This window comes from Lewinella sp. (genome assembly GCF_050633125.1).
In the GTDB taxonomy this organism is placed as follows: Bacteria; Bacteroidota; Bacteroidia; order Chitinophagales; family Saprospiraceae; genus Lewinella.
Window position 1 is genome coordinate 40,241 of record NZ_JBOEFX010000084.1, and the last position, 25,131, is coordinate 65,371.

At 44.7% G+C, this 25,131-nt stretch carries 19 protein-coding genes; 7 read left to right on the top strand and 12 right to left on the bottom strand.

The features are described from left to right. Positions 1–735: 735 nt before the first annotated feature. The 4 genes from ACRBG0_RS18600 to nspC form a co-directional block, all read right to left on the bottom strand. Positions 736–1,536 (bottom strand): hypothetical protein, encoded by an 801-nt coding sequence (locus tag ACRBG0_RS18600; RefSeq protein ID WP_431488363.1) that lies wholly within the window; start codon positions 1,534–1,536, stop codon positions 736–738. Between the two features lie 274 nt (positions 1,537–1,810). Continuing rightward, positions 1,811–2,572 carry a hypothetical protein gene (locus ACRBG0_RS18605; RefSeq protein ID WP_431488364.1) on the bottom strand — a complete coding sequence of 254 codons (762 nt, stop codon included), beginning with the start codon at positions 2,570–2,572 and terminating at the stop codon, positions 1,811–1,813. 315 nt (positions 2,573–2,887) lie between these two features. Continuing rightward, positions 2,888–3,736 (bottom strand): peptide chain release factor N(5)-glutamine methyltransferase, encoded by an 849-nt coding sequence (gene prmC, locus ACRBG0_RS18610; protein ID WP_431488365.1) that lies wholly within the window; start codon positions 3,734–3,736, stop codon positions 2,888–2,890. Continuing rightward, a complete protein-coding gene (nspC, locus tag ACRBG0_RS18615) occupies positions 3,733–4,863 on the bottom strand; it encodes a carboxynorspermidine decarboxylase (RefSeq protein ID WP_431488366.1) in 1,131 nt (376 codons plus the stop codon). Before nspC ends, prmC begins: the two co-directional genes overlap by 4 nt. 258 nt (positions 4,864–5,121) lie before the next feature. Here nspC and ACRBG0_RS18620 point away from each other — a divergent pair, with 258 nt between their 5' ends. Further along, positions 5,122–10,383, top strand: a complete 5,262-nt coding sequence (locus ACRBG0_RS18620) for a PKD domain-containing protein (RefSeq protein WP_431488367.1) — start codon at positions 5,122–5,124, stop codon at positions 10,381–10,383. A 265-nt stretch (positions 10,384–10,648) separates the two neighbouring features. On the opposite strand, the gene ACRBG0_RS18625 is transcribed toward ACRBG0_RS18620, so the two are convergent. The 3 genes from ACRBG0_RS18625 to ACRBG0_RS18635 form a co-directional block, all read right to left on the bottom strand. Next, a complete protein-coding gene (locus ACRBG0_RS18625) occupies positions 10,649–11,854 on the bottom strand; it encodes a saccharopine dehydrogenase family protein (RefSeq protein WP_431488368.1) in 1,206 nt (401 codons plus the stop codon). A gap of 503 nt (positions 11,855–12,357) precedes the next feature. Continuing rightward, the gene (locus ACRBG0_RS18630; RefSeq protein WP_431488369.1) at positions 12,358–13,671 is read right to left on the bottom strand and encodes a lipopolysaccharide biosynthesis protein; all 1,314 of its coding nucleotides are present in this window, start codon (positions 13,669–13,671) and stop codon (positions 12,358–12,360) included. 5 nt (positions 13,672–13,676) lie between these two features. Beyond that, positions 13,677–15,011, bottom strand: a complete 1,335-nt coding sequence (locus tag ACRBG0_RS18635; protein WP_431488370.1) for a saccharopine dehydrogenase C-terminal domain-containing protein — start codon at positions 15,009–15,011, stop codon at positions 13,677–13,679. 165 nt (positions 15,012–15,176) lie between these two features. Here ACRBG0_RS18635 and cdd point away from each other — a divergent pair, with 165 nt between their 5' ends. Next, a complete protein-coding gene (gene cdd, locus ACRBG0_RS18640; RefSeq protein WP_431488371.1) occupies positions 15,177–15,665 on the top strand; it encodes a cytidine deaminase in 489 nt (162 codons plus the stop codon). Here the strand turns inward: cdd and ACRBG0_RS18645 are convergent. Further along, positions 15,638–16,192 (bottom strand): NUDIX hydrolase, encoded by a 555-nt coding sequence (locus ACRBG0_RS18645; RefSeq protein ID WP_431488372.1) that lies wholly within the window; start codon positions 16,190–16,192, stop codon positions 15,638–15,640. The two genes, cdd and ACRBG0_RS18645, sit on opposite strands and share 28 nt — an antisense overlap. Positions 16,193–16,480: 288 nt before the next feature. Here ACRBG0_RS18645 and ACRBG0_RS18650 point away from each other — a divergent pair, with 288 nt between their 5' ends. After that, positions 16,481–17,611 (top strand): DUF2911 domain-containing protein, encoded by a 1,131-nt coding sequence (locus tag ACRBG0_RS18650; protein WP_431488373.1) that lies wholly within the window; start codon positions 16,481–16,483, stop codon positions 17,609–17,611. A 129-nt stretch (positions 17,612–17,740) separates the two neighbouring features. Here ACRBG0_RS18650 and ACRBG0_RS18655 read toward each other — a convergent pair whose 3' ends face one another. Continuing rightward, on the bottom strand, positions 17,741–18,352 hold the full coding sequence (locus ACRBG0_RS18655; protein ID WP_431488374.1) for a hypothetical protein: 612 nt from the start codon (positions 18,350–18,352) through the stop codon (positions 17,741–17,743). 526 nt (positions 18,353–18,878) lie between these two features. Here ACRBG0_RS18655 and ACRBG0_RS18660 point away from each other — a divergent pair. After that, a partial coding sequence (locus tag ACRBG0_RS18660) for an OmpA/MotB family protein (protein ID WP_431488389.1) occupies positions 18,879–19,359 on the top strand: 481 nt, incomplete at its 3' end. A 347-nt stretch (positions 19,360–19,706) separates the two neighbouring features. Continuing rightward, positions 19,707–21,206 carry a hypothetical protein gene (locus ACRBG0_RS18665; protein WP_431488375.1) on the top strand — a complete coding sequence of 500 codons (1,500 nt, stop codon included), beginning with the start codon at positions 19,707–19,709 and terminating at the stop codon, positions 21,204–21,206. A 17-nt stretch (positions 21,207–21,223) separates the two neighbouring features. Here the strand turns inward: ACRBG0_RS18665 and ACRBG0_RS18670 are convergent, their stop codons facing one another. Further along, a complete protein-coding gene (locus ACRBG0_RS18670) occupies positions 21,224–21,886 on the bottom strand; it encodes a hypothetical protein (protein ID WP_431488376.1) in 663 nt (220 codons plus the stop codon). Positions 21,887–22,047: 161 nt separating this feature from the next. Then, positions 22,048–22,902, bottom strand: coding sequence for a hydroxymethylglutaryl-CoA lyase (locus tag ACRBG0_RS18675; protein ID WP_431488377.1), 855 nt, complete (start codon positions 22,900–22,902; stop codon positions 22,048–22,050). 54 nt (positions 22,903–22,956) lie between these two features. Between ACRBG0_RS18675 and ACRBG0_RS18680 the strand changes: the two genes are divergently transcribed. Continuing rightward, positions 22,957–23,178, top strand: coding sequence for a hypothetical protein (locus ACRBG0_RS18680; RefSeq protein WP_431488378.1), 222 nt, complete (start codon positions 22,957–22,959; stop codon positions 23,176–23,178). Positions 23,179–23,387: 209 nt separating this feature from the next. Continuing rightward, the gene (locus ACRBG0_RS18685; protein ID WP_431488379.1) at positions 23,388–23,882 is read left to right on the top strand and encodes a GNAT family N-acetyltransferase; all 495 of its coding nucleotides are present in this window, start codon (positions 23,388–23,390) and stop codon (positions 23,880–23,882) included. Positions 23,883–23,896: 14 nt separating this feature from the next. On the opposite strand, the gene ACRBG0_RS18690 is transcribed toward ACRBG0_RS18685, so the two are convergent. Further along, positions 23,897–24,820, bottom strand: a complete 924-nt coding sequence (locus ACRBG0_RS18690) for a pepsin/retropepsin-like aspartic protease family protein (RefSeq protein WP_431488380.1) — start codon at positions 24,818–24,820, stop codon at positions 23,897–23,899. Positions 24,821–25,131 lie beyond the last annotated feature (311 nt).

Consider the following 25,131-nt stretch of genomic DNA (forward strand, 5'->3'; position numbering starts at 1 on the left):
CCAACGCTTACACCTAGGCTGTTCAATCTGTACCTGTTTGGGCTGAGACGTATTTAGCTTTAATTCACGACCCACCCCAACCCCTCCCTAGCCAGGCGAGGGGCTTTCCGCATCACTTAATTTTATTGATAATCAACACTTTACGAATCAAAGTTCTCCCTCCATCACAAAGGGAGGGAGCTAGAGGGTGGGTCGTGAACACAGGCCTAAAAGCGTCTCACTCCTTTTAACATCAGATTGTACAGCCTACGCTTACACCCTTCCAACTTTGGCATATACCACCTTACTTCCGACTTCCCACCTCTGACTTCCCACTTAAAAAAGGGCGCTCCCCCTCCCGATGATCGGGGTCGGGTCATTCGCCACTCGCTGCTCACTCGGCCCTTCCGCTGGTCGGGCTCCCCGCGTTGCGGGGCTGGCTACTACCCCTAGCGCAGGGAATAGCCATAGGATCAAGCTTACCTTCCTTAGAAAATCATTGCAGAAAAGTGAGCAATAGCTTTACGCTGAATTTTTGCCTTTTACCCAGTATAAGGCGAAAGCATTACCCCCTTCACCCTTTGATGTCTCTGTTGTCGCTTATCTTGGATATTTGTAGTTCAAGTTGGAATGGCAATAGAAAGCAAAGGTGCTACAGCAGTCGGGCGACTGAGTAGCTCCTTTTTAACGCGCTCTCTCTGAATCTTAAGATAAGCTATTTTATGTATACAGCGCTACTGCAAAGAATAACTTTATTTATTGAAAACTATAGCTAACACCTACGCCTAGAGTTAAGAGCATCATTTTTTTTGACAACCTACCTTCAAGTGTCTCTTGATCGCCGTTGATTCGATAATTTCCAGCGAGGATTTCTTTTCTGGAAAATGACGTATTGATTACAGTGTTTAGTGAAATCTTGGATTCAGGCAGCTTGTGGGAATATCCGACACTTAAATTAGGGGAAATAATAACATTGTTTTTTTCATTATACTGAACTGTAGTAGAAAAAATATTAAAGCTCTGATTCGGCTGAGGGGAGGCTCTAAATTGAATATCTGCAACAATCGGCAAAAAGAAACTTGTTCTCACACCAGCTTTTAAGAAAATCAAATTCTTTTGTGTTAAAGGGATATTGTATCGAAAACTTAGTATTGCTGATGAATAGAGTACATCATAGAACGTTAATTCGCTGACATAGGGCTGTTCCCATCCAAGGTCTAAAAACTCTTCATCAGCAATGACGCGTAGTTGGTAAGAATTAAGCCCTGTTTCAAGCCCGATATCCCACATTAAGTTTTTTCGGACGGTTTTTGAAAAATTTGCACATAACGCAAATAAAGCAGACCCATCAGAGACTGCGTCTCCTTTTCCAGGCTGTAGCACGGGGTAATTTCTTTCAAAATCTAAAGCAGGTGTTCGCCCATATAATAGTTGTATACTGATTTCTTTAGATTGGTTGCTTAAATTAGATGCGGATTGTGCTTCTATATTTGATGTGAAAAATAGAATTAAAAAATAGATTAATCCATACTTGGTGCGATAATCTAAGTTTTTCATAATAGTATATTTTGGTGTCAGTCGTTTGCGCCCCTACAAATCGGACTTTCTACAGTTCGGTTTGTAAGGGGGCAAACCAAAACCAGTTTCGGGTGCGACGCATTTATCATTTGGGAGAAATATAGGCTAAAGTAGACCAGTATTTAATAGCCTAGTGGTTTCGTATTCTACCCAGTATAAAGCGAAAGGGCGGTCTCAAAAAAAGATTCAATTTCGTTGTCCTAACAATTGGGGGGAGATCAAAGATCATTACCCTGAAGGCACAAATCTTAAGTTACCAAGAATAGAAGTAAAACATAAATCCACCAGTTTTCCTGATAAATAAGCTTACTTTCTCTTTATTTAAGTATATGTTAACCTCTATCGCTAAACTACTTGTAGTGATAATTTCATCAGGAATGAAAAGATCTGAGAGGTATTCATTGTCGTTATAGGTTATTGCTTTTCTCCATGTCACTCTATTGCTCGTTCCTTTATACTCTAGAATAACTTTATTGAGTTGTTCGTATATGGATAAAGTTCCAAGTGGCAATTGCACAGTGCGGATTGGTCCAGTCAGGATGACACTGTCAGATATATTTTCTCCTGTAAAAGGGCCATCATCCATAGTAAATAACATTTCAGAGACTAACGAGTCCTTTTCGACTAGGTGATAGAAGCTATTTCGAACATTGTCGATCTGAGTATCCTTATCTGCATTTAATAGCTTAGAAAATGGCGTCTTGCTGAGAAGACCATAAAGCCGCGTAAGATTATCGAGAGTAGACGTATCTATATTTGCATTACAATTAGAATGATAGGAAGGAAGTTGTGCGATGATGACGGGAATTAGAAAATTAGGATTGGTCACATCATAACTATCGGTAAGTCTATGGGAAAATTGACTAATATCATCGTTAGACCATATCGCTACTTCTTGAGAGCTATCGACTCCGTAAAAATCTAAGAATTTGATGTAATAGCAATGTTGCTTATCGTTTTCTTGAGCCATTAGAAATAAGGGAAGACCAATCAATATGAATAAAACTTGTTTCATACTTTAAGAATTATTTCTTAACAAATCTGATGGGATATTATTATTATTATTGGTAAATAATTGACTTTTATCCTAGTCGTAGTATATCATGTTTTCTTATCTACAGAAATATCAGCCTGTTTCTGTTTTAGTCATTGAAATATCCCATCAGACCTGGGTTAGAGGCAACTAGATTTATTACCCAGATACGCTCTGAGTCAGTGGGCGTTTCCAGTAAAATGAGTGACGAGAATATTGAAGATTCGAGGCTATAATTTTGGAGATTAACGAGACATAAGAACCGGCCTACCTTGTGGACGGCGTGCATAACTTAACCTATCTATCCCCCCCTCGCCACATCCTCCATTTCCCCTGCAAATCCTTGCGCAACTCGCCATTTTCAAAACCCAAAGTCGTCCCCATGGTAGCTACCTCTTGCGCATTGAATTCATTGCACTCAAAGAAGAGTGCACTTTCAGCTTGCGCCTGCTGAATCGCCAATTCCATGATTTTTCGATAAAAGATCAGCGCATCATCGTCCTCCACAAAGAGGGCTAGATTAGGCTCGTAGCGTTTGACACCATCTGGCATTAATACGGCCTCTTTGTGCGGAATGTAGGGAGGGTTACTGATGATGATGTCAAATTTCGGCAGGTCGGTCCAAGTAGTGGAATCCAAAATATTTACTTGTTTCCAGTGTACTTCCAAGCCTTGGCGGGCGCCATTTTCGCGAGCAATGGCCAAGGCCTCTTCACTCACATCTATCGCCCACACTTCAGCAACGGGCCAGTTTTTCTTGATCGCTAGCGGAATGCAGCCACTGCCGGTGCCAATGTCCAGTATTTTTGGTGATTTGTTACTCTTACCTTTTTCCTCCAACACCCATTCCACCAATTCTTCCGTTTCCGGGCGAGGGATCAGTACACCTGGACCAACTTTTAGGCGCAAGCCGTAAAAATCAGCTTGCTCGGTAATGTACTGTACCGGCTCTCCGGCCAGTAACCGCGCTTTACTACTCGCTAACAATTGTTCTTCATTGGGCGAGATATCTCGGTCTCTCCGGCCACGGTGCCAGCCAAATAAGTCTTCAAAAAATAGGCGAGCAATGGATTGAGCTTCCCCCTCTCCTACTGTTTCAGACAAGTCATTTACCAAACTACGGTAGGCGGTCAACATACTGCTCATCCCAGACGGCTTTTGAAATCCTCGTAGCTAAAAGTACGCAATACCTCCAACTGCCCAGAAGGGCGCAACACAGCGATATCAGGATGCTTCACGCCATTAAACATCGACGTTTTGACCATCGTGTAATGGATCATATCCTCCAGGATCAAGCGATCGCCGATTTTTAGTGGTTTGTCGAAACTGTACTCCGTCATGTAATCTCCGGCAAGGCAGCTCACGCCACCCAGGCGGTAGGTCGGTTTGCCTTCTACAGGGTCTGTTGCATTACGTACGGCTGGCCGATAGGGCATCTCCAGCGTATCCGGCATGTGAGCCGTAAAAGAGACATCCAGGATGGCTGTTTTCGTGCCATTATTCTCAATGATATCCAGTACGCGTGAGAGTAAGAAGCCCGTCTGCCAGGCAATCGCGCTACCTGGTTCCATAATGACTTGAAGGTGAGGATAGCGGCTTTTGAAGCCTTTCAATACCTTCACTAGATGTTCGCGATCATAATCGGCTCGTGTCATGAGGTGGCCGCCTCCAAAGTTTACCCACTTCAGGTGGGGAAAGAAGGTGCTAAACTTCTCTTCAAAAGCCGCTAATGTCCGCTCAAAAGTAAAACTGGAAGATTCGCAAAGCGTATGAAAGTGAAAACCCTCAATACCATCCGGCAAAACATCGGGGATATTAGGTCGCGTTTCTCCTAGCCGCCCAATGGGCGATGCCGGGTTGTACAAGTCTGTTTCTACCTCTGAATACTCGGGATTTACGCGTAAGCCAACGGACACCTCACTGTTTTTGACCTGGTCTTCATATTGAAGATATTGGCCAATGGAGTTAAAAGTAAGGTGACTGCTATACGTCAATAATTCACCAAATTCTTCGGGCAAATACGCCGGAGAATAGGTGTGTGCCTTCACGCCCATTTCCTCAAAAATAAGGCGAGCTTCTCCTAGCGAAGAAGCCGTTGCTCCGGTGAGGTATTTCCCTACCAAAGGAAACATTGGCCACATTGAAAAAGCCTTGAGTGCCAGAATAATATGAATATCAGCAGCAGCTTGAACTGCCGCTATTTTTTCCAGATTGGCGATTAATTTTTCTTCTTCCAAAATAAACGCGGGAGAGGGAAATTGACTTACATCCATTGCTAATTCATAAATTTTTTAAGGCTTACTAATCATTTAACCCAAAGGTAATAATATCCCTACAGCTCCCATTTTTATTTGGTATAAAGCAGCGATTTTGCATCTAGCAGGGTCTTACTGGTACCCACACCCAAAAAACCAAAACTAAATAGACACTTGCCATTGTTACGACAAAAGTAACAATGGATAGTGCTTACAAAAGTTGACTTACTGAGCTTTTCTCTGGGTATTTTTCTACGTATAACAAACCACACGACTATGTTTTTGAAATCATTGACAGGCCACCTGTCTCAAGGCCATTCTTATGCCTACAGGTATCTTTTACTTGCACTCTTGCTCAACGTATTTGGAGGAAACGATTTATTGGCACAACCTACCAATGACAGCTGTACTGTAGCACGCGAGATTTTTTTTCCTTCCCAACCTGGACTAACATACGCCTTCGAGGGTAATAATATTGGTGCAACGCCAGAATTACCGACATACTATATGGACTGCTCTCCAGGAGGGCTATTCAGTGGGTTTGGCGCCGATGTATGGTATAAATTCACACCTACTGAAAATACTTGTATCTCTATCAGCGTCACAGGATTGAACACCCCCGAATTCAATGTTATTGAAAATGCAAGTTGCGGCCAAGGCATAGAGCTAATTTGTGCTAGCAGCAGCGATGGCAATGCCCAAGGAGAGGTTGAATTGAATTCTGACGTCACTTATTTTTTACGAATTAGTGGTGGCTCCAACAGCGATCAAAACAACTTCAACTTCACTATTACCACCCTTTATTGTAATGACATAAATCCCTCTATTGACCCCAGTTGCTTGGTAAGTGACCGTGTCTCTTTCTCCCCGCTCCCCAGCCAACCGGGCAACACCTACCAACCCGGGCAGGAGGTTAATATCTGCTACACGATTGAACAGTGGGACCCTATTGCCACCAACTGGGTACACTCCGTAGAAATCTTCCATGGCGAGGGCTGGGACCTTTCTAGCTTGGTCTATGAGCTACCTCAAAGTTGCAATTTCCAAGGATATTGGGAATGGTATGATTCTTGGGTAAGCTGCTCTACCGGTGAATACTTTGGACCTGGATTTGCTTACGACAGTTCTCAAGGGTTAGAATGCGGAGGTTTCCCTTACGACGGGGACCCTGGCAATAACTGGGGGGATGGTCAAGGCCAATGTTCCTCAATCCCTCCCATTCCTCGTGAATTCTGCTGGAACATCACCGTCGCAGATTGTCCACCAAACCCTACAGCCTTTGACCTCGATTTAAGCATTGAAATCCGAGTAAACGGTGATGGAGATTCCGGTTCATGGACGTTTAACACTTGTGATGATCAGTTAGATGAGGTTCTATCTTTGAATGTAGACAACAGCCTTTGCAACATAGAAAATTGCGACTTTTGGTTTGCCCTGATTGATGAACAACCTGTTTCTTGTCCTGGGGAAATGGATGGCTTCTTGGTGATAAACAGTCCATTTACTGACCTAGGTAGTTTCGATGTATCCGTATTTAGCCTCGATGATGAATTGCTTTACTCCTACCCCGGAGTGACTATGCCCTTTGTTTCTCCTGCCGAATTAGATACCGGCTATTATGGCATTCTCGTCGAAGCACCTAGTGCCCCGTCTTTTGGCTACTGCAATACCGGTGTCATAGACATCGTCCACATTGACTATCCTTTCGAGGTATTGCCCCGAGTGATAGCAGGTTGTAGCTTAGACAGTATCCAATTGCGCGGAGCAGTGTGGCCCGTTTTGGAAAACGCTACTTTTAGCTGGGATGGCCCCAATGACTTTACCAGTAACGAGCAAGATCCTTTTGTGTATGAAGATGGCACTTATTACCTAACTATCAGGAAAAATGGCTGTCGAATTAGTGATTCTATTATGGTCTCTTTCCGGGATTCGCTACCGCTGGAGGTCGATTATTTTATTGGAGCCCCCTGTGCCGACAACCGCCTACAACTGACAGCAGCAGGCGGCAGCAGTTATCAATGGCTGGAGGCCAATACCGGCCAAGTGCTTAGTCCTTCCTACTTCCCCAGTCAAAACTTGTGGGATTTCGGACCAATCGACGATGACCTTGAATTGCGTTTGGTCGGGTACGATCCCCAAGGATGTAGCGATACGCTCGACTTTACAGCTAATTACCTTGAGGCACCACCATTCGTTTATGAGTTCACCGTGGATGATTGTTCCTCAACAGTTGGGCAAGTCAGCTTTCCAGACAACAATGGAGAAACCATCATCTTGTGGTCGGACCTGCAAGCTCCAGAAAACCCAAGAACATTTGAAAACCTTAGCCCAGGAGAAGAAAATGTCATTCCAGTTATTGTCACCTACAATGACCTGAGCTGTACTTACGAAGACAGCGTCACTGTCGTTGGGCCAGGATTAGCATTAATGTCTTTAGACACGATTGTTTGTCCTGGTGATTCGGCCCTGCTTGTAGCCAGCCCGGCAGATAATTACCAATGGAGTACAGGAGAAACAACGTCGAGTATCTACGTACCTTCCATACCTGGATCAACCTCCATCTACAGTGTTACCGCTACTGACTTTTATGGTTGTGAAAGAGTAGAAGAAATCAGCATTCTTTCGACGAACCTTGCTATTGCTGAATTCACCTACACCAATAACGGACTAACGTACCAGTTCCAGCCTACAGCACCAGAACATGCCGATACCGAATACTTTTGGGAATTTGGCGACGGCACGACCTCTACGGAATACGCGCCAGAACACACTTTCCCGGCAGGAAGTAGTTTTGATGTAGAATTAACGGTGACTACCCGCTGTGGACTCGACGTCTTTATCGAAACCATTGGCTTACAGCAACCGCCACAAGCAAATTTCACGACCGATGTTTCACAAGGTTGTGCCCCATTAACGGTAACCTTTATTAACCAAAGTATAAATGCCGACACCTACCTATGGAATTTTCCTGGCGGAAACCCCAGCTCATCAACAGATGTAAACCCGGTAATCACCTACAATACACCAGGAGATTATCAGGTACAACTGACCGCTACCAACGAGGTAAGTAGTGTCGTATTGACCACTTTCAGCGTGGTTCAAGTAGCAGACTTTGAACCTGTGGGTAGCATTTCCTTTGATGTAAATCAACTTGAAGTGCAATTTACCGGTACGGAAGATTATGCAGACAGCTACCTCTGGGACTTTGGAGATGGTACATCTAGCAGCAGCTTAAGCCCACAACACACCTACGGCACCAGCGGCACTTACAATGTGAGTTTGACGCTTACCAATGGCTGTGGCACCGTGGTCATCACCGAACAAGTTACCGTCCAAAGACCCGCTCCCGAGGTGGTATTTACAACATTAGACCCTACACAAGGCTGCGCACCACTTACGGTCACATTTCTTAATCAAAGTACAAACGCCGTCAATTATCAATGGACATTCGCAGGTGGGACACCCAGTACTTCTAATGATGAAAACCCGACGGTTACCTACGATTCACCCGGCAGCTATGCGGTACAACTCATCGCTAGCAATGAGAGCGGGATTGCGACCGGCAGTCAAGAAAACTATATAGAAGTACTTGCAGGGCCCAGTGGCAATTTCTCAACGACTACAGATGAACTTACGGCTCAATTTACCAGTACTACAAGTAATGTAAACACTTACTTGTGGGAATTCGGAGATGGCATGACCAGCTCCTCCTCCAACCCCATGCACACCTATGCTACCAATGGCACTTACACCGTAAGTTTAACCATCAGCAATGAATGTGGTACAGCGATTATTACACAAGAGGTCACCCTTCTGCAGCCAGCACCACAAGCCGCCTTCACCTCCGTAGCGTCGACAATCGGCTGCGCGCCATTGACGGTTACTTACGTCAATCAAAGTGTCAATGCGGAATCCTATGAATGGACTTTCCCTGGCGGCGTACCTGAAACCTCTACCCTGCCTAACCCGACGGTTACCTACCTTGAGGCGGGTGTGTACGATGTGACCTTAGTGGCCACTAACCAAACAGGCAGTAGCACATCTGAGACGCAGAGTTTGGTAGAGGTATTCCCATCGGCGGCAGGAAGTTTCAGTTATACCAGCGACTTGTTGACCGCACAGTTTTCAAGTACCACCACGAATACAGATAGCTATTTATGGGAATTCGGTGATGGCGAAACCAGTACGGATCCAAACCCTAGCCATACTTACAATGTGGGTGGAACTTACTCCGTGAGCCTTTCCATCACCAATGACTGTGGAACGGTCGTGATAACGCAGGAAATCGGTGTAAATCGGCCAATTCCTCAAGTGAGCTTCACCACCGAAGATTCCCAACAAGGTTGTGCGCCACTGACGGTTAACTTCATTAATCAAAGCGCTGATGCCAACTCTTACATGTGGGTATTCCCTGGTGGCGAACCGGGCAACTCCACCTTAGAAAACCCCACGGTTACTTACTCAACATCAGGAATTTACGACGTACAGCTTAACGCAACAAATGAATCAGGCACCAATACACTGGTTGCTCAGTTTTATATTGAAGTCTACGCTCAACCAAGTGGTGAATTTTCTTATACCAATGACCTTCTAGAGGTTCAATTCATGAGTGATGTTGAAAATACCAGCAGTTATTCATGGGACTTTGGAGATGGGAATACTAACACCTCTGCCAACCCTGTCCACACCTATGAAACAGGAGGCACCTACACGGTTACCTTGGAGTTGACCAACGAATGTGGCACGACTACGCTCACACAAGAAGTCGGTGTCATGCGCCCCATTCCTTCAGTAGCATTTACCACCGAGGGGCCTCCAGAGGGTTGTGCGCCCTTCAGCGTTACGTTCCTCAATGAGACCATCGATGGTGTGAGTTACCAATGGTCATTCCCCGGTGCCGACCCGGCAACATCTGAGGAAGAAAACCCAACCGTCATTTACAATACACCAGGCATCTACTCCGTAGAATTGACTGCCACCAACGAATCTGGGAACAGCGTCCTTACGCAAACAGATTACATAGAAGTAGGCGCTCCTCCGTCAGGTGATTTTACTGCTGAGAATGATCTTTTGATGGTAGCATTCACTAGTACGGTCTCCAATGCGGATACTTACAGCTGGCTATTCGGCGACGGCAATAGCAGCCTGGAAGAAAACCCCGTACACACCTACCTCGAAACCGGAGAATACGAAGTAATTCTGACGGTAGGAAATGAATGTGGAACCGTGGACATCACCGATACCATCAACGTAACCACAACCAACCTGATAGAGCTAGGTCTGCAATCGGCTTGGCACCTCTACCCCAACCCCGCACGCGATAGAATCTGGCTAGAAGTGATCGACTGGCCCGCTATCACAGATGGTAAAGTCACCATCTTCAACGCGCTGGGAGAACAGATGAGCCAGCAAAGCATCAGCTTACCCAGCGGAAACTACCGTACTCCCCTGGCGCTAAATCTCCCGGCTGGCGTCTACTGGCTAAGGTTACATACAGACTCCTTCGGGGGAGGAATGAAGAAGATAGTGGTGCAGTAGTTTTCAACTAGCGTTACAAAACAAATATGAGTCATCCCGAATTTTGATTGTCATCAAAATCCGTGCTGACCAACCGCAAAACTTATCGTTAAAAACGAAACCCCTTAATTTCTATTAGTGAAATCAAGGGGTTTCGTACAAAAAGTCAGATAAATTATTCTTTTCAGATGTTCAATGACCTTTTCTAAATCAAAGTCAGGCTGGATTTTGGCCTTAGCCAAAATTCGGGATGACTCATGTTTTCATTTAAAACGAACTAAAAGCTTTACAGCTCCAAGTCCACATCATGAGCCTCGTGCCATTCCAGGCCGTGCTTGCCCAATACTTCCAGGAATGGATCTGGGTTGAACTCTTCAACGTTCTTGACGCCGACGCCGCCCCACTTACCAGTCACCACCATCATAGCGCCCGTCATCGCAGGTACGCCCGTGGTATAACTCACGCCTTGGGCACCAGTTTCCTTGTAAGCCGCTTCATGGCTACAGTTGTTCCAGATGTAGTAAGTCTTTTCTTTACCGTCTTTGATGCCACGAATACGACAGCCAATGCTCGTCTGGCCCGTATAGTTTTCGCCCAGATCACCGGGATCAGGCAATACAGACTTCAAGAATTCCAGCGGAATAATTTCCACACCTTTGTGCATCACTGGCTCAATACCCGCCATACCAATATTCTGAATAACGCGCAGGTGGGTCAAGTACTCATCACCAAAGGTCATCCAGAAACGGGCCCGCTTGAGGGTAGGGAAATTTTTCACCAATGATTCAAGCTCCTCGTGGTAAATGAGGTAGGAATTTTTGGGGCCTACATCCGGGTAGTTGAGCACTTTCATAATTTCGTGCGGTTCAGTTTCTACCCACTGGCCATTTTCCCAGTAGCGGCCTTTTTGCGTAACCTCGCGAATATTAATCTCGGGGTTAAAGTTGGTAGCAAAAGCTTTGCCATGATCACCAGCATTTGCATCAACGATGTCCAGGTAATGGATTTCGTCAAAGAAATGCTTAGCCGCCCGTGCAGTAAAGATACTAGTAGCACCAGGGTCAAAGCCACAACCCAAAACGGCGAGTAAACCAGCCTCTTTAAACCGTTCCTGGTAAGCCCATTGCCAGCTGTACTCAAATTTGGCTTCGTCTTTAGGTTCGTAGTTTGCAGTATCCAGATAATGCACACCAGCTTCCAGGCAAGCATCCATGATAGTCAAATCCTGATAAGGAAGTGCTACATGAATCACCAATTTGGGCTGATACGAGCGGATAAGTGCTACCAATTCCGGCACATTTTCGGCATCCACCGCAGCTGTTTCTATATTGGTATAACCTAACTGCTGCCGAATATCTTCTGCAATAACGTCGCATTTAGATTTGGTACGGCTAGCTAGCATAATCCCCGAAAAGACGTCCGGATGTTGAGCACATTTGATAGTCGTCACCCGACCTACTCCCCCGGCACCGATAATGAGTACTTTAGACATGTAAATTGTTCTGTTTGATGGTTGTTGATTAGACCTACAAAACTACACATTTTCCTCCGGCTTGCCCACTTTTCAAAAATTAGGATCAATAGATTTTGTTCTGATTATTTGGGGCCATGCCGGTATTCGCTTTGCTGCGCAAACGCTCCTACGGCACCGGGCTGTCCACCGCTCCTTCATGCAGGGTATGAAACCCTGCCCTTCGGAGCGGTTACCATCCCTCGTCCTGCTCCTCCGTCCGCCGAGCTCCGGCCTCATGGCCTGCGCGGCAATTCCTGCTCTGCCTCCCTTCTGTCGGGTGAATTCGTGAATTTACCTTATGCCCCGTCGTGTTAAAATCGTGAATTTAACCTCCGCAGTAATATGTGGTTCAAAAAATGATGATCTACCAATAAAAAACATAAAGACCAGTTAACCAATCTTTTGGTTTACTGCCCTTCTTATATGCCCTTATAATCCCTCATATGGTTTAAAAACCTTGGTGCCTTTGGTGTTTTTAAAACCTACGAAACCAAAAAATACGCCGCCAGCAGCACCGCACTATAAAACAACCACCACCGCCAAGGCGTATAAACCCACCACGAAAGGGTATATTTCTTTTGTACATAAAAGATCAGTAGTGCCTTCTCTGCACTAAAGGCAAGCACCGCCGCCAGAGCCACACCATTTAGCCCCAGCACAGGCACCAACAGGAAGCCCAAAAACAACTGCAAACAAAAGCTCGCCACTGCAAAGAAAGGAATCAAACGCGTATCCTGCTTGGCCACCAAGACCGTACGCGCAAAAAGCAGGTGAGCAGGAGTCAGTAATAAAAAAGTGCGAAACAAAGGAACACTATCCTGGTAATCCGCCGAAAACACTAGCGGAAACCACCAATGCGCAGTAAGAAGAAGAAGGATAGTTATGGGAAACAGCAGGTGATACAGCTTTACAGACTCTTCCCTAAGGTCTTTTAGGCCGTTTTGAAGATGATGAGCAATCGCTGGAATCAATGCACTCCCCAATGCACCAGCTAACGCCGAAAGCAGTGGAAGTTCACGGGCTCCATAGCGGTAAAGTGCAAATACCTCGGTATCACCTGCAAAGAAATAGCCCACTAGCCAAGGCCCCAACGACTGGTTCAGTCCCGCCACCAGCGCATAAAGCCCCAACGGCCACGAAATTAACCACCAACTGTTTAATATTGCACCAGACCAATGCCACCGACCACGCCGAATGACAAACAAAAGTAACCAGCACCACTTAAGTATGCCTACCATCGCCAATGACCAAAAACTATAAGCAAAATCGTAGCCAAGAAAGAGTGGCAATGCCACCGCTGACACCTGGGCACCAGCACTAAGTGCGCCATATAAAACCAAGATCAGTTTACGATTGGTAAGCAAGTAAAAATGCTCCTGCAAGCTGGCCGTCAGATTGGTAACCAGAAAGACGATAAAAATACCTAAATAAGGAAGGGAGGTACGTTGCACCAACAAAGGCAACAAAAAACTACCTGCCGAGAGCAGAAGTAGTGCTAAGCCTAAACCTATTCCCGTAAACACAACAAAAGACTGAAAGAAAAGCTGTTGTTGTTGAGGAGGTGATAACGTCGGATACTGACTCAATAACCCCTGCATGAAACCAGACACCCAGAAAAAGGTAAGCAAGTAGCCCAGATAGGTAAGCATTTCATAGTTACCTACCTGGGCTACAGACAATGGAGCTTTGGCCAAAGCCACCGCAATAACAATAAGCCCGCCCTGGCGCATCAGCTGAAATAACTGGAATGCACGAGCGTTGGTCAAGCTATTCTCAATGGTAGCAAATCGGCCCAATAATTTTATTTAAGTATTTCTTCTTGCTCTGTAAATTCTACCCCATAATGCTTGAGCTCTTCAAGAACGGGTTCGTAAACCTCTTTCATAACAGGGATCTGTACACCCGTAGACTTGATCTTACCTTCTGCAATAAGGCCTACAAAGATTCCCATCGGCAACCCAACCAACCGGGCCATAGCTGTATCATCTTCACCATCTCCTTTCATCACCATGGAGGAAATCAGCTTATGTTTCTTGCCATTCAGTGAGTAGACAAACTCGTGCTGCATAATGATCATGTCCTTATCTGTAGGCTCCAGCTTCCATTTTTCCAGCAAGAGGTTCTCCAAAATCAGAGCAGGCGTAGCATTTGGAATGTTAATCTTGCGTTTGCTAAACAAACCAAGCCATTCCAGTTTCTTCATTACGTCTGAATTTGGCTTCTCCTTGATCATGCTAGCAATACGGTCTTTCACAGAGCTATTCCCTTCGGGCGCAAAAGCTTCCATGAGGGAATGGTAAGTTAGTTTATCACTATTGAGAATAGGAAAATCTGCATCTGTCAAACCAATCTTGACAAGTGCATTCCAGGCCGCAGAATAACCAGGATATCGGATAGTACCTCGCAAAATGGTAGGAATATTCTTAAGGCCATATTGTTCGCGATACAATAGGCTGTCACGATTAGCATAAACTTCAAAAGGGCCCATACCCGGCACCTCTATGTTCCAAGTCTTACGAAATAAGCGATTGTACGGAATAAACTTGTACTTCTTCTTACGCAAATATTGGGCAGTACCCTGACCTGCAAGTACGACGTTACGTGGGTTCCAGGTAAATTTATAATGCCAGGGATTGTCGTCGCTCTCAGGGGCTACAAGGCCGCCAGTGTACGAGCGGAACGAAAGCAACTTCCCTCCTTTTTCCTTGATTTCGTCGATCTTTTGCATCGCCGACATGTGGTCGATTCCCGGATCGAGGCCCATTTCCCCCATGAAGATGAGTTCACGATCACGAACTTCATCACCTAAACTATACATTTCTTTAGAAACATAAGAAGCTGTAATGAGATGCTTATTAAGCTTGATACAATCCTGAGCAACTTCTACGTGTAAATGGGCAGGCAATAGCGAGACCACTACATCAGCCCTGCTAATGAGTTCTTTACGGTCGTTGACTTTGAGTACATCTAACCAAGCGGGGCGGCCATTGGGATGACCGTTTACTTTTGCATCAGCCAAAGCAGGATCAGCGTCCGCGACAGTGACAAACCACCCTTTCTGCTGGGCTTTTTCGAGTACGTAATTGATTAATGCGCCGGAAGAGCGGCCTGCACCTATGATGAGGATGCTATTCATATCTGAACAGTATTTTTTTTGAGGATATCAGGCGTAAGATACTACCTTTAGGAATAATATGGTGGACTTAGTTTCGTTTTTACGCTAAGTCTACCATAATTAATACTGATTTAATACAGTCTCTAAGAACGCTTTATTTTATACAGTCCACTATACAAGAATCTTATGCCCAACCACAACCATAGTCTTCAAGTTAATTGGCAATCCGTTAGTGCGGAAATGCTACCCCAAGCAGATCAAGCATTGTTAGCCGCAGCAGCGAAAGCATTGGACAAGGCCTACGCTCCCTATTCAAATTTCCATGTTGGGGCCGCAGTTTTGCTCGATAATGGCGAAATTCTTTCAGGCGCCAACTTCGAGAATGCAGCATACCCCATGTGTCTGTGCGCCGAACGCAGCACCTTGGCTACTGTCATTTCCACTTACCCGGAGGCCAAAATTTTACAAATGGCCATTAGGGTCAGAAACCCTCAAAAGCCTGTTGCACAACCAGCTGCTCCGTGTGGAGCCTGTCGCCAAGTGATGGTCGAAGCAGAACACAGGCAAAGTGGCGACATCAAAATACTGCTACAAGGTGAAAGCGGGCCAGTATATGTATTGGCTTCCGCAAAAGTCCTCCTCCCCTTCTATTTTGACGGATCTTTTTTAGGATGATGATAAACACCTAGATGAGTATTGTGCCGCCCCTCCTCTCGGTCAGCAAAAAACTTTTTGAGGGTAAACACCGAGGAGGTAAAGGCAATCTCTTCCCAGGGAATTTCCGCTTCGCTAAACAATTGAGTCTCGGAACTTTCAGGGCCTATTCCGTACTTGCCATCAGTGAGGTCGGCCAGGAAATGAATATAAATCTGGTTAATTTGAGGCAGGCTATACAAGCTGTGTACTCCACGAATCGTTACCCGCGCTTCTGCCTCTTCCCACACCTCTCTGATCGCCCCTTCTTCAACAGTTTCTCCATTTTCGAGATAACCGCTAGGGACATTCCAGTACCCCTCCTGAGGAGCAATAGCACGGCGGCAAAGCAAGACTTTATCTTCCCAGACTGGCAGGCACCCCGCTACAATATTAGGATTGGAATAATGGATCGTATCACACGATTTGCAGATAAATCGTGGGCGATTATCTCCTTGAGGGACTTCTAAGACCGGGCCTGGGGCCCCACAATGGCTACAGTAATTCATGGGTTATAAGCAGCTTCTATGCATTTATAGGAAAACCTTGTACAGGATAGCATTGCCGAAGATACACAAACCACTCTTAAAACTTTTTTCAAACGCTATTTCAAAACCCTCTACTTCTTCCTTAATGAGTTCGTAGCAACTTAAGGCTATGGTACTTCTTTTTTAACCCTCTTCGTTGCGTTTTCAAAATTGTTATTGTCCTTTTGAATAAATTGATACAATGGAGGAAAGCACCAAGCGACCTCATCAGTAAAATTACACCCGACTTGTTCACTAAATCAAATCAGTATGCGACTATTTTTCCTAACAACACTCCTTCTCCTTAGTTTTAGCCTTACGGCTCAAACAGTTACCCAGCCACCAAGTGGCAACAATCAAAAATGTGAGGTAACGCAATACATCGGCTCACTTGTCAAAGTCACCATCAACTATTCCAGTCCAAACGTCACTGGCCCAAATGGGCAGGATCGAACGGGGCAAATATGGGGGCAGTTGGTTCCTTATGGCCTGACGGATTTAGGTTTTGGCCTTCAAAACCCGTCGCCATGGCGAGCTGGCGCCAATGAAAACACGACTATTTCCTTCTCCCATGATGTAGAGATTCAAGGGCAAAAAATCCAGGCAGGCACTTATGGTTTACACCTGATTGTGGAAGAAAGTCAACCTTGGACAATTATTTTATCTCATAATCATACTGCCTGGGGCAGTTTTTTTTACAAAGAAAGTGAAGATGCACTACGTGTAACAGCAGAAGCAGAAGATGCTCCTTTTGCTCAGTGGCTGACTTATAGTTTTACTGACCGGCAACCCGATCAGTGCACCGTGGCCATGAGGTGGGAAAACAAAAAACTGCCTTTTACGATCAAGGTTCCGGAAATGACGGAAGTCTACTTGGCCAATATGCGGCAAGAACTGGAAAGTACTGCCGGATTCAACTGGCAGGGCTGGAATCAAGCAGCTAATTACTGCCTGCAACAAAACACTAATTTGGAAGAAGCACTAACCTGGGCCGAGAATGCTGTAGCACTTCCTTTTATAGGACAAGCTAACTTTAACACACTAAGTACCAAAGCACAGCTACTCTATGCCCTGGATAGGAAAGAGGAAGCTGAAACCGAACTCCAGGCAGCAATAGCTTATCCCGGTGCCAATAGCTTTCAGATTCATGTAATAGGTCGCCAAATGATTGGTAGCGGTGACACGAAAATGGCCCTAAAGGTTTTTGAAGCTAACCACCAACGCTTTGAAGGCGCATGGCCTACTGAAGTAGGAATGGCGAGAGGATTATCAGCTGTTGGACGATATGCGGATGCTGTCAAACACGCGGAAATAGCCCTATCTCAGGCACCAGATCAACTGAACAAAGACAATCTTGTTCAAATGATTGAAAACCTAAAAGCGGGAAAAGATGTGAATTAGTAACGGTCGAATAATTAATTTCCGACTTCCGACTTTTAGCAAAAAACAAACTCACTATCAATTGTTTACCACTCCAATGAAAAGCGGAAACAAAAGCGGAAAGTTAATTTATGACCAATGCTTAACCGGTTAGTCCACCACGTTTATTTGCCCATTTTTACCAGAAAACTGGAGCAACTCTTCCTTTACGTTAATCACCTCAAAAGCAACCGGGCGGGCTTCAAAGCGAACATCTACTTTGGAGCCTGCTTTTACTTTTGGTGTAAAACAAATATCAAATAAGTGAGCATCAGCCGGAAGTGTAACCCCTCGCAACGACTGGTGAATCCAACTAAGCGCTACCACCCCTAACTCAGAATGCGTATCACCGAAATTCTGTGGCCCAAGGTCGGTCAGTTCCAGTTTATCGACTTTAACATATTCCAGCTCTTCGCGCTCCCAGCGGATAGAAAACTGCAAGCCGATTAAATCCGTAAAACCAGTAGCTGTAATGGGAAGACAGGTTTCCTCCCCTGCTTTGACCTCACCATTCCCCATTACCAAAGTAAGTGTTTCATTGATGATAGGATTCCTTGGTGAAGAAGGAGTCTGTTGGTTACCAGAAGCAGGTGTAGCTGTGCCAGAAGTCGTTTTAGCCATCTGCTCAACCTCCGCTTTTGCTTGTTCGCGAACGGCATTGTCTCCTCCACATTGAAAGAAAAACATGGACATAATCAGGAAAGAAAGCAATTTCATAAACATATATACACAGGATTTTATGCCTCAAAAGTAAGAGGAATTTGCTACATAATGCTAATTTCGCTATACTGTAAACTGAAATAGAGCATTACCTATGAAAATTTTCACCATACTCGCTGTCTTAAGCACCCTATTGGCTTTCTCTTGTGTTCCCCAGCAGCAATACGCGGAACTGGAACAAACGTTGGAATATTACAAAGGAGAAGCACTCGCTACCGATAGTATTCGCGCGGTCAATCAAGCGATAGAGTCTGATAATAACCAGACACAGGCCGAATACCAAACCATGACCCGTAAGTTGGAGCAACTAACGGCTACCAACATTAGCCTGAATCGCAACTACCAAGATGTAGTTCAACGTTACAACAATCTGGTAGGTGACAACCAAAAGGTCTTGGCCACCACCAGCTATGAAACTCAAACCCTGGAAGCAGAATTGGCACTCCGTCAGGAAGAACTAGATCGTAAAGAGCGCTCGCTGACAACGATGGAAAGCCAGCTACGAAGCAGAAATGCAGAACTCCAGCAAATGGAGGCTCGCGGAGCTTATAATTCACCCACGGGTTATGACGCTGTCCCCGACGCTCGCTACAATCAACTAAGCGCAGAAAAAGCAAGCATCGACCACCAACGAGCAGCACTCGTTAATTACTTCCAGCGTGTATTAGTAGGTTTTCCTAACAACGAAGTTAATATTGAAACCGGCGTAGAAGGCGTGGTACTCACGCTAAACCAAGCCTTGCTTTTCCCGCAAGGGGAATCAAATGCTGTTCACTGGAAAGGGCGTCAGGCTTTGCAGCAAATTGCTGTTGTGCTTCGTGACAACCCAGAGCTACCTATCCTGGTTACCGGGCACGTGAACCCAAGTAGCAATATCGACTACGATTGGGACGTGAGCGTAGACCGCGCATTGGCAGTAGCTCGTGACCTGGCCACCTTTGGTGTTGATACAGGGCGACTTACACCTTCCGGACGGGGCAGTAACCAGCCCATCGTACCCGCTACCAATGNNGAGCGTAGACCGCGCACTAGCAGTCGCTCGTGATCTGGCCACCTTTGGTGTTGATGCAGGGCGGCTTACGCCTTCCGGACAGGGCAGTAACCAACCCATCGTACCAGCTACCAATGCCCGCGCACAAATGGTCAATGGTCGTACGGTAATTGAAATTCCTTTGGCATATCTACAGTTATTGAATGGATTGGGAGGAAATTAATAGGTATTGGGTACAAAATACTTGGTATAAGGACTAGCGGCTCAACCATAGCTGAGTCGATGATTTTGCCCCCCCTTAGCTATTAGTTTAAACAGGTTTCGCGGACTTTAGTCTGCGAAACCTAAGATCCTCAAGTGTTCAACATGCGTAGTAAAGACCATCTCTTTCATCTGATCAAATCCTTGTCTAAGTCGGAGAAGCGGTACTTTACCTTAGATGCAAAAAAGAGTGGCCGCAAGCAAAGCCGCTACCTGACACTCTTCAAAACCATCAACGATCAGGAAGAATTCAGTGAAAAACCACTCAAAAAGCTCTTTGGCTCCAAATTAGGTGATGATAAAGCACGGCTTTACGAAGCAATCCTACGTTCCATGCGGGATTACCAGAGCAAAAAATCTTACAAAACCCGCATCAAGGAATTATTGACAGACGCAAAAATATTGTTTGAACGCAAGCTCTACGAGCAGGCAGAAAACCGGCTATCAGAAGCGAAGGACTTGGCTTTAGAATTAGAGGATCATTTGGCTGTATTGGAGATTAACCTGAGGCAGCGGCAACTGATGCGTGGCTCGCTAGACCGTGATTATCAGGAGCAAGTAAAAGAGCTTACCAGAGAAAAAGATTATCACATTGAGATATTAACCAAAGAATTCTGGTTACATGATAATTACGACCAGCTCTCTGTAAAATATTTAAAATACCCTTACAAACTCAATGATAAAGAAGTTGCTGAATTGACTACTACTTATCATGATTTACTCGAAACAAAGCCCGCAGATTTAGACTCATTTACTTCCCTTTGGAGATACCATAAGTTTATGTCTCTTTATTATCGACTGACAGGAGAGACGGAAAAAGTCCTCTATAATTTCCAAGAAATTGTAAATATTTGGGAGGATCACCCCAAGAAAAAAGCGGAGGAATTCGTCACTTATATTGGCGACGCTTCCAACTTACTTTCAACCCTTTTGAATAGTGCAGAAAGAGTAAAGAAAGAATTGCCGCAGCGAATAGAAAAACTTCAACGTCAAGATATTCCCAATAAACAAGGTGAGAAATTACTTTTTGAACGGACTTCTCTTTATCAACTATTATTCCTGATCAATACTCCAGGTGAGGAGATTGAAGGCCCTATAGAACATATCAGTAAAGGCCTACAACAGTTTGAACTAAACCCAAGTACTCAGTTTAGTATCTTATCAAATGTTGTTTTACTTCTTTTTCTTAATGATCGTTACACGGAATGTCTATCGCGGTTAAAAGATGTTTCCCGACTTCAAAAAAAATACGGCAACATAAGAGAAGATATTCAGGATATAAGCATCGTCATTAAGCTTTTAGCTACTTATAAACTCGAAGAATTTGACAGTATTGACAACACCTTAAGGTCAACTAGAAGGTATTTTATTAAAAGATCAAATTCTAAATTACTCGCCTTCTTTGAACTAACTGCTGGAACAATCCAAAAACTACAAACAGAGAGTTCCCTGAAAAGCGAGAAGGTTGTTCTTAATCAATTCATAGAGAAAATAACAAACGGCCCTAAAAACACCATTGGGGGGCTAGATGAAATTGCTCTCCTCTGGGCCAACAGTATCATAAATAACACAACTATCACCAAAGAACGGGCTTCCAAAAAGTAATAAAAAGGAGCGGTCTATTAACCAGCAATAGTATCAATGGTTAAAACATCCTCTTTCATCAATAACCTAACTACATTTCGATTAGTCAAGGAGAACATCTTTTCCTTACAGACAGGGTCACCTTCTCCGGGACCTTCTATGCTGATAACGATATCGTCTATCCCAATTACGCCAAAAGCTTTGTGCTTACCATTATAACTCACGGTATACTGGCTATTCTCTCCTGCTTTAAACGTATACTTCTTGTCTACCGGGCGGGTACGTGCTACTTCGTCACCTTCAACGGCACCTGCTACACCTAGGTCGGGAGTATCCTGTGGAACGGGTAACGTACTACCGGTAGCTACGACCAACTGGTCACCAAGTAAGCCTACCAGCACCCCTTGCGGCACAGTAAGATCAAAAGAAATCGCCCGACCATTGTCGATCAGGTAAAGGGTTTTCATATCCGAACTGAGGGAGATAGAATTGAGCATAAATGTAGTGTGTTTGTCCTTGTTGCTGAAGAGCACGTGAAAAGTATCAATGGGCGTATCACCGGGTGAAGGCAGGCCATCGTCAGGGTTGTCTAACCTAGGAGCCGTCGCAGGCTGTGGAGGCTTACTCGGGGTAGTTTTTGTAGTGACAGCTGGCTTTTCACCACCTGCAAACCAACGTTTAATACGATCCCAAAAACTCATAGGGGTAGCGTGCTATTAAAAAAATGTGGCCTTCTCTGGCCCGGGAACAATAATTCAGCCAAAGGTAAAAAAAATGAACGCATAAATCCTCCCTATTTTAAAAACGAAGGCGTAACTCATTTTTTTTGCTGTTCCTTCGTTTTCTCTGAAAACGGCTCTCCTTAATGCGCTGGAAAAACATTGGCGGCCTCCTGGTAAGCCTGGCCAAATAATTCGACATTTACTCCCGTAGATTGCTGCTGTTCTTCAAAAAAGTAGACCAGATGCTCCATAGGCATGTTCCCGGTAAGGTCATCCTTGGCCATTGGGCAACCGCCGTAGCCGCGAATTGCTCCATCGAAACGCACACAACCCGCTTTAACAGCAGCAGTGACCTTCTCCTTCCAGGCATTGGGTGTGGTATGGAAATGCGCACCAATCTCAAGTTCCGGATAAGCAGGAATCAACTCATTAAAAAGATAAGAAATACCAGGCGGCTTGGCTACCCCTATAGTGTCGCTAAGCTGAAAGATTTTGATATCTAATTGTGACAATTGTTCTACCCAGTGCATAATGGTCTCAGCATTCCAAGGGTCGCCATAAGGGTTACCAAAACCCATCGAGAGGTAAAGTACCATCTCCTTATCGTGCTGTTTGCAGAGTGCTTGGATTCTTTTCACCCTTTCCAGCGATTCCGCTATCGTAGCATTAGTATTCCGTAACTGGAATGTCTCTGATACAGAAAAAGGATATCCCAGGTAACTAATTTCGGGAAAAGCCACCGCAGCTTCCGCTCCACGTTGGTTGGCAACAATCGCTAACAGCTTAGTTTTAGTACTGGACAAATCAAGCAAAGAAAGCACCTCCGCCGTATCTTTCATCTGCGGAATGGCTTTAGGGCTTACAAAGCTGCCAAAATCAAGCGTATGAAAGCCTACTTGTAAGAGTAAATTCAGATATTTGGCCTTGGTTTCCGTGGGGATGAACGTCTTTAAACCTTGCATTGCATCACGGGGGCATTCGATCAATTTGATCATAAATGGGTTATACTTGTTAGGTTTTCTAAAAGTTATCAGAAATTCTTAAGTCTTATGACTAAAAATAAAACGTTTTTAACCATTATCGGGTTTCTTTTCGTGGTAATTGGTTTTTTGGCCATTTTTCTCAACTTCGTTGGAGTCGACTTTGCCTTCCTTTACTGGCTGAGGGCTTTTGGAGGCTTAGGGGCCTTTATGACCAAAATTTTAATGGTCCTTACCGGATTTGTACTCGTTTATTTTGGTCAGGTCGATTTGGAAAAGGAAGAGATATAAGGAAATCGGAGATGGGAAGTCGGAATTAATGGAACACGCGTACAAAATGAGAAATGTTTCCAACAATTATTAGCGTGCATTAACTCGGTTCTTCTCTGTCCTTAAGAACCAACAATACTTCCGACTTCTCACCTCCGATTCCCTATTTCAAAGCATACACCTCCTCCAATGTTAGTTCGCTGTGCTAATTCTCCATCAATAACAGAACTATGTCCAATCCTATCATCCGCCCTATTCAGGTTACTGACAACAAACGGGTCGCCCAAATTATTCGTCAAGTAATGACCGAATTTAGTTGTGTGGGGCCAGGTTTTTCTATCGAAGACCCTGAAGTAGATCAAATGTACGAGGCTTACCAAAGCAAACAAGCTGCCTTTTTCGTTGTCGAACATTTAGGGGAGGTACAAGGTTGTGGAGGCTTCGGTCCACTTTTAGGTGGAGATGGCGCTACTTGTGAGCTGAAGAAGATGTATTTCTTGTCTGAGTTACGCGGCTACGGAATGGGAAAACAACTGCTCAATCATTGTATTGAAACAGCTACTCAGCAGGGCTACCAAAGAATGTACCTCGAAACAGTGAATCGCATGATTTCCGCCAACGCGCTTTATCAAAAAAGGGGTTTTCAGCCACTAGCAGCCGCGGAAGGAGCCACCGGCCATAGTAGTTGTGACACTTATTATGCATTAGCATTGCGCAAAAAGTAAATTATCCAAAGCGCTTACTCTGCCAAGGGCCAAAGTAGTATTTCCTGATTAGGGTAATCTATTGCTACTCGGTAGTTGGATAAAAACTGGTAACCCAATAGCCCATCAAGTGAAGGTTGTTCATCCATATTAAGGTGAGACAGGTCCAAAAAGAGAAACTTGCCGGAGAATTCAAGATCTCCTGCTTTTACTCCTTCCAAATAGGCGGCCTCTACTTTTTGAATGCCTTGGTCTAAACCCTGAATTTCTTCGGTAGGTCTTTGCTGTAGTGTGTTGGCCAAATGAGTGGCACAACCTCTGTCTAGCAGATTAGTGGCGGCTCCTGTATCTATTCCTAAACGGAAGGATTTATCAGCAATTACGACCTCAATAACAGGAAGGTGATCATACAACTCAAATGGAATTCGGGCGGCAGGTGCTGCTAAAGCAACATTCATCCTGTTTTTTAACAGCAAGAGTTGATTCCGCTGATAATCAATAAAGAGGGTATTGTTTTTTAAGAGTTCGTAACCAATCATTCCTTCGACATCGGCATCATGTAACTTATCCAGGTGGCTAAGATCAAGCGTAATGGCTTCCAGGTTACGAATCGTGCGATTGGCCCAAGAAAATTTCTTCACCGGTTTTACACCAACAATAACATTCTCTGAACAGGATCGTGCTTGATAATCCGGGGTAATATCTTTTGGAATCTCATTTACCACTAAACCAGGTGCCCCTGTGTCGAGAATAAAGTCTCCGGATTGACCATCAATGATGGCCTCTAGGTAAATCATTCCTCGTTCTAGCTTGAAGGAAAGCGCAGTGAGATTATCAGTGGTCACCATTTCCTCATTGATGGAACGAATAGGGCTATTCAGATAAGCGATACTACGCTGGCTATGCAGTGTGCTACACCCTATAAGGATAAAAAATACTAATTGCCATAACTGTCTCATATTCCTGCTCTTCTTGGGAAAAATTGGTAAACATCGCTTTGAACAGTGTTTCGTTTACACAAAGATAACCAAATATACACTTTAATTTTACCATCAGTTAACAATCAATTAACATTATTGTTTTCAAGGATGCCTCCGTATTTCACAAAGGTGAAGCCAATGCCGAACAGCCTAACCCCCTTCTCGTGTGTTTTTTAAACCACCAAAGGCACCAAGTTTTTTTAGACCAGATAAGGAAATAGAAGGGAAAGGTAAATTCATGAATTCACCCGACAAAAGGAAGACAAAACAGGAATTGCCGCGCAGGCCAT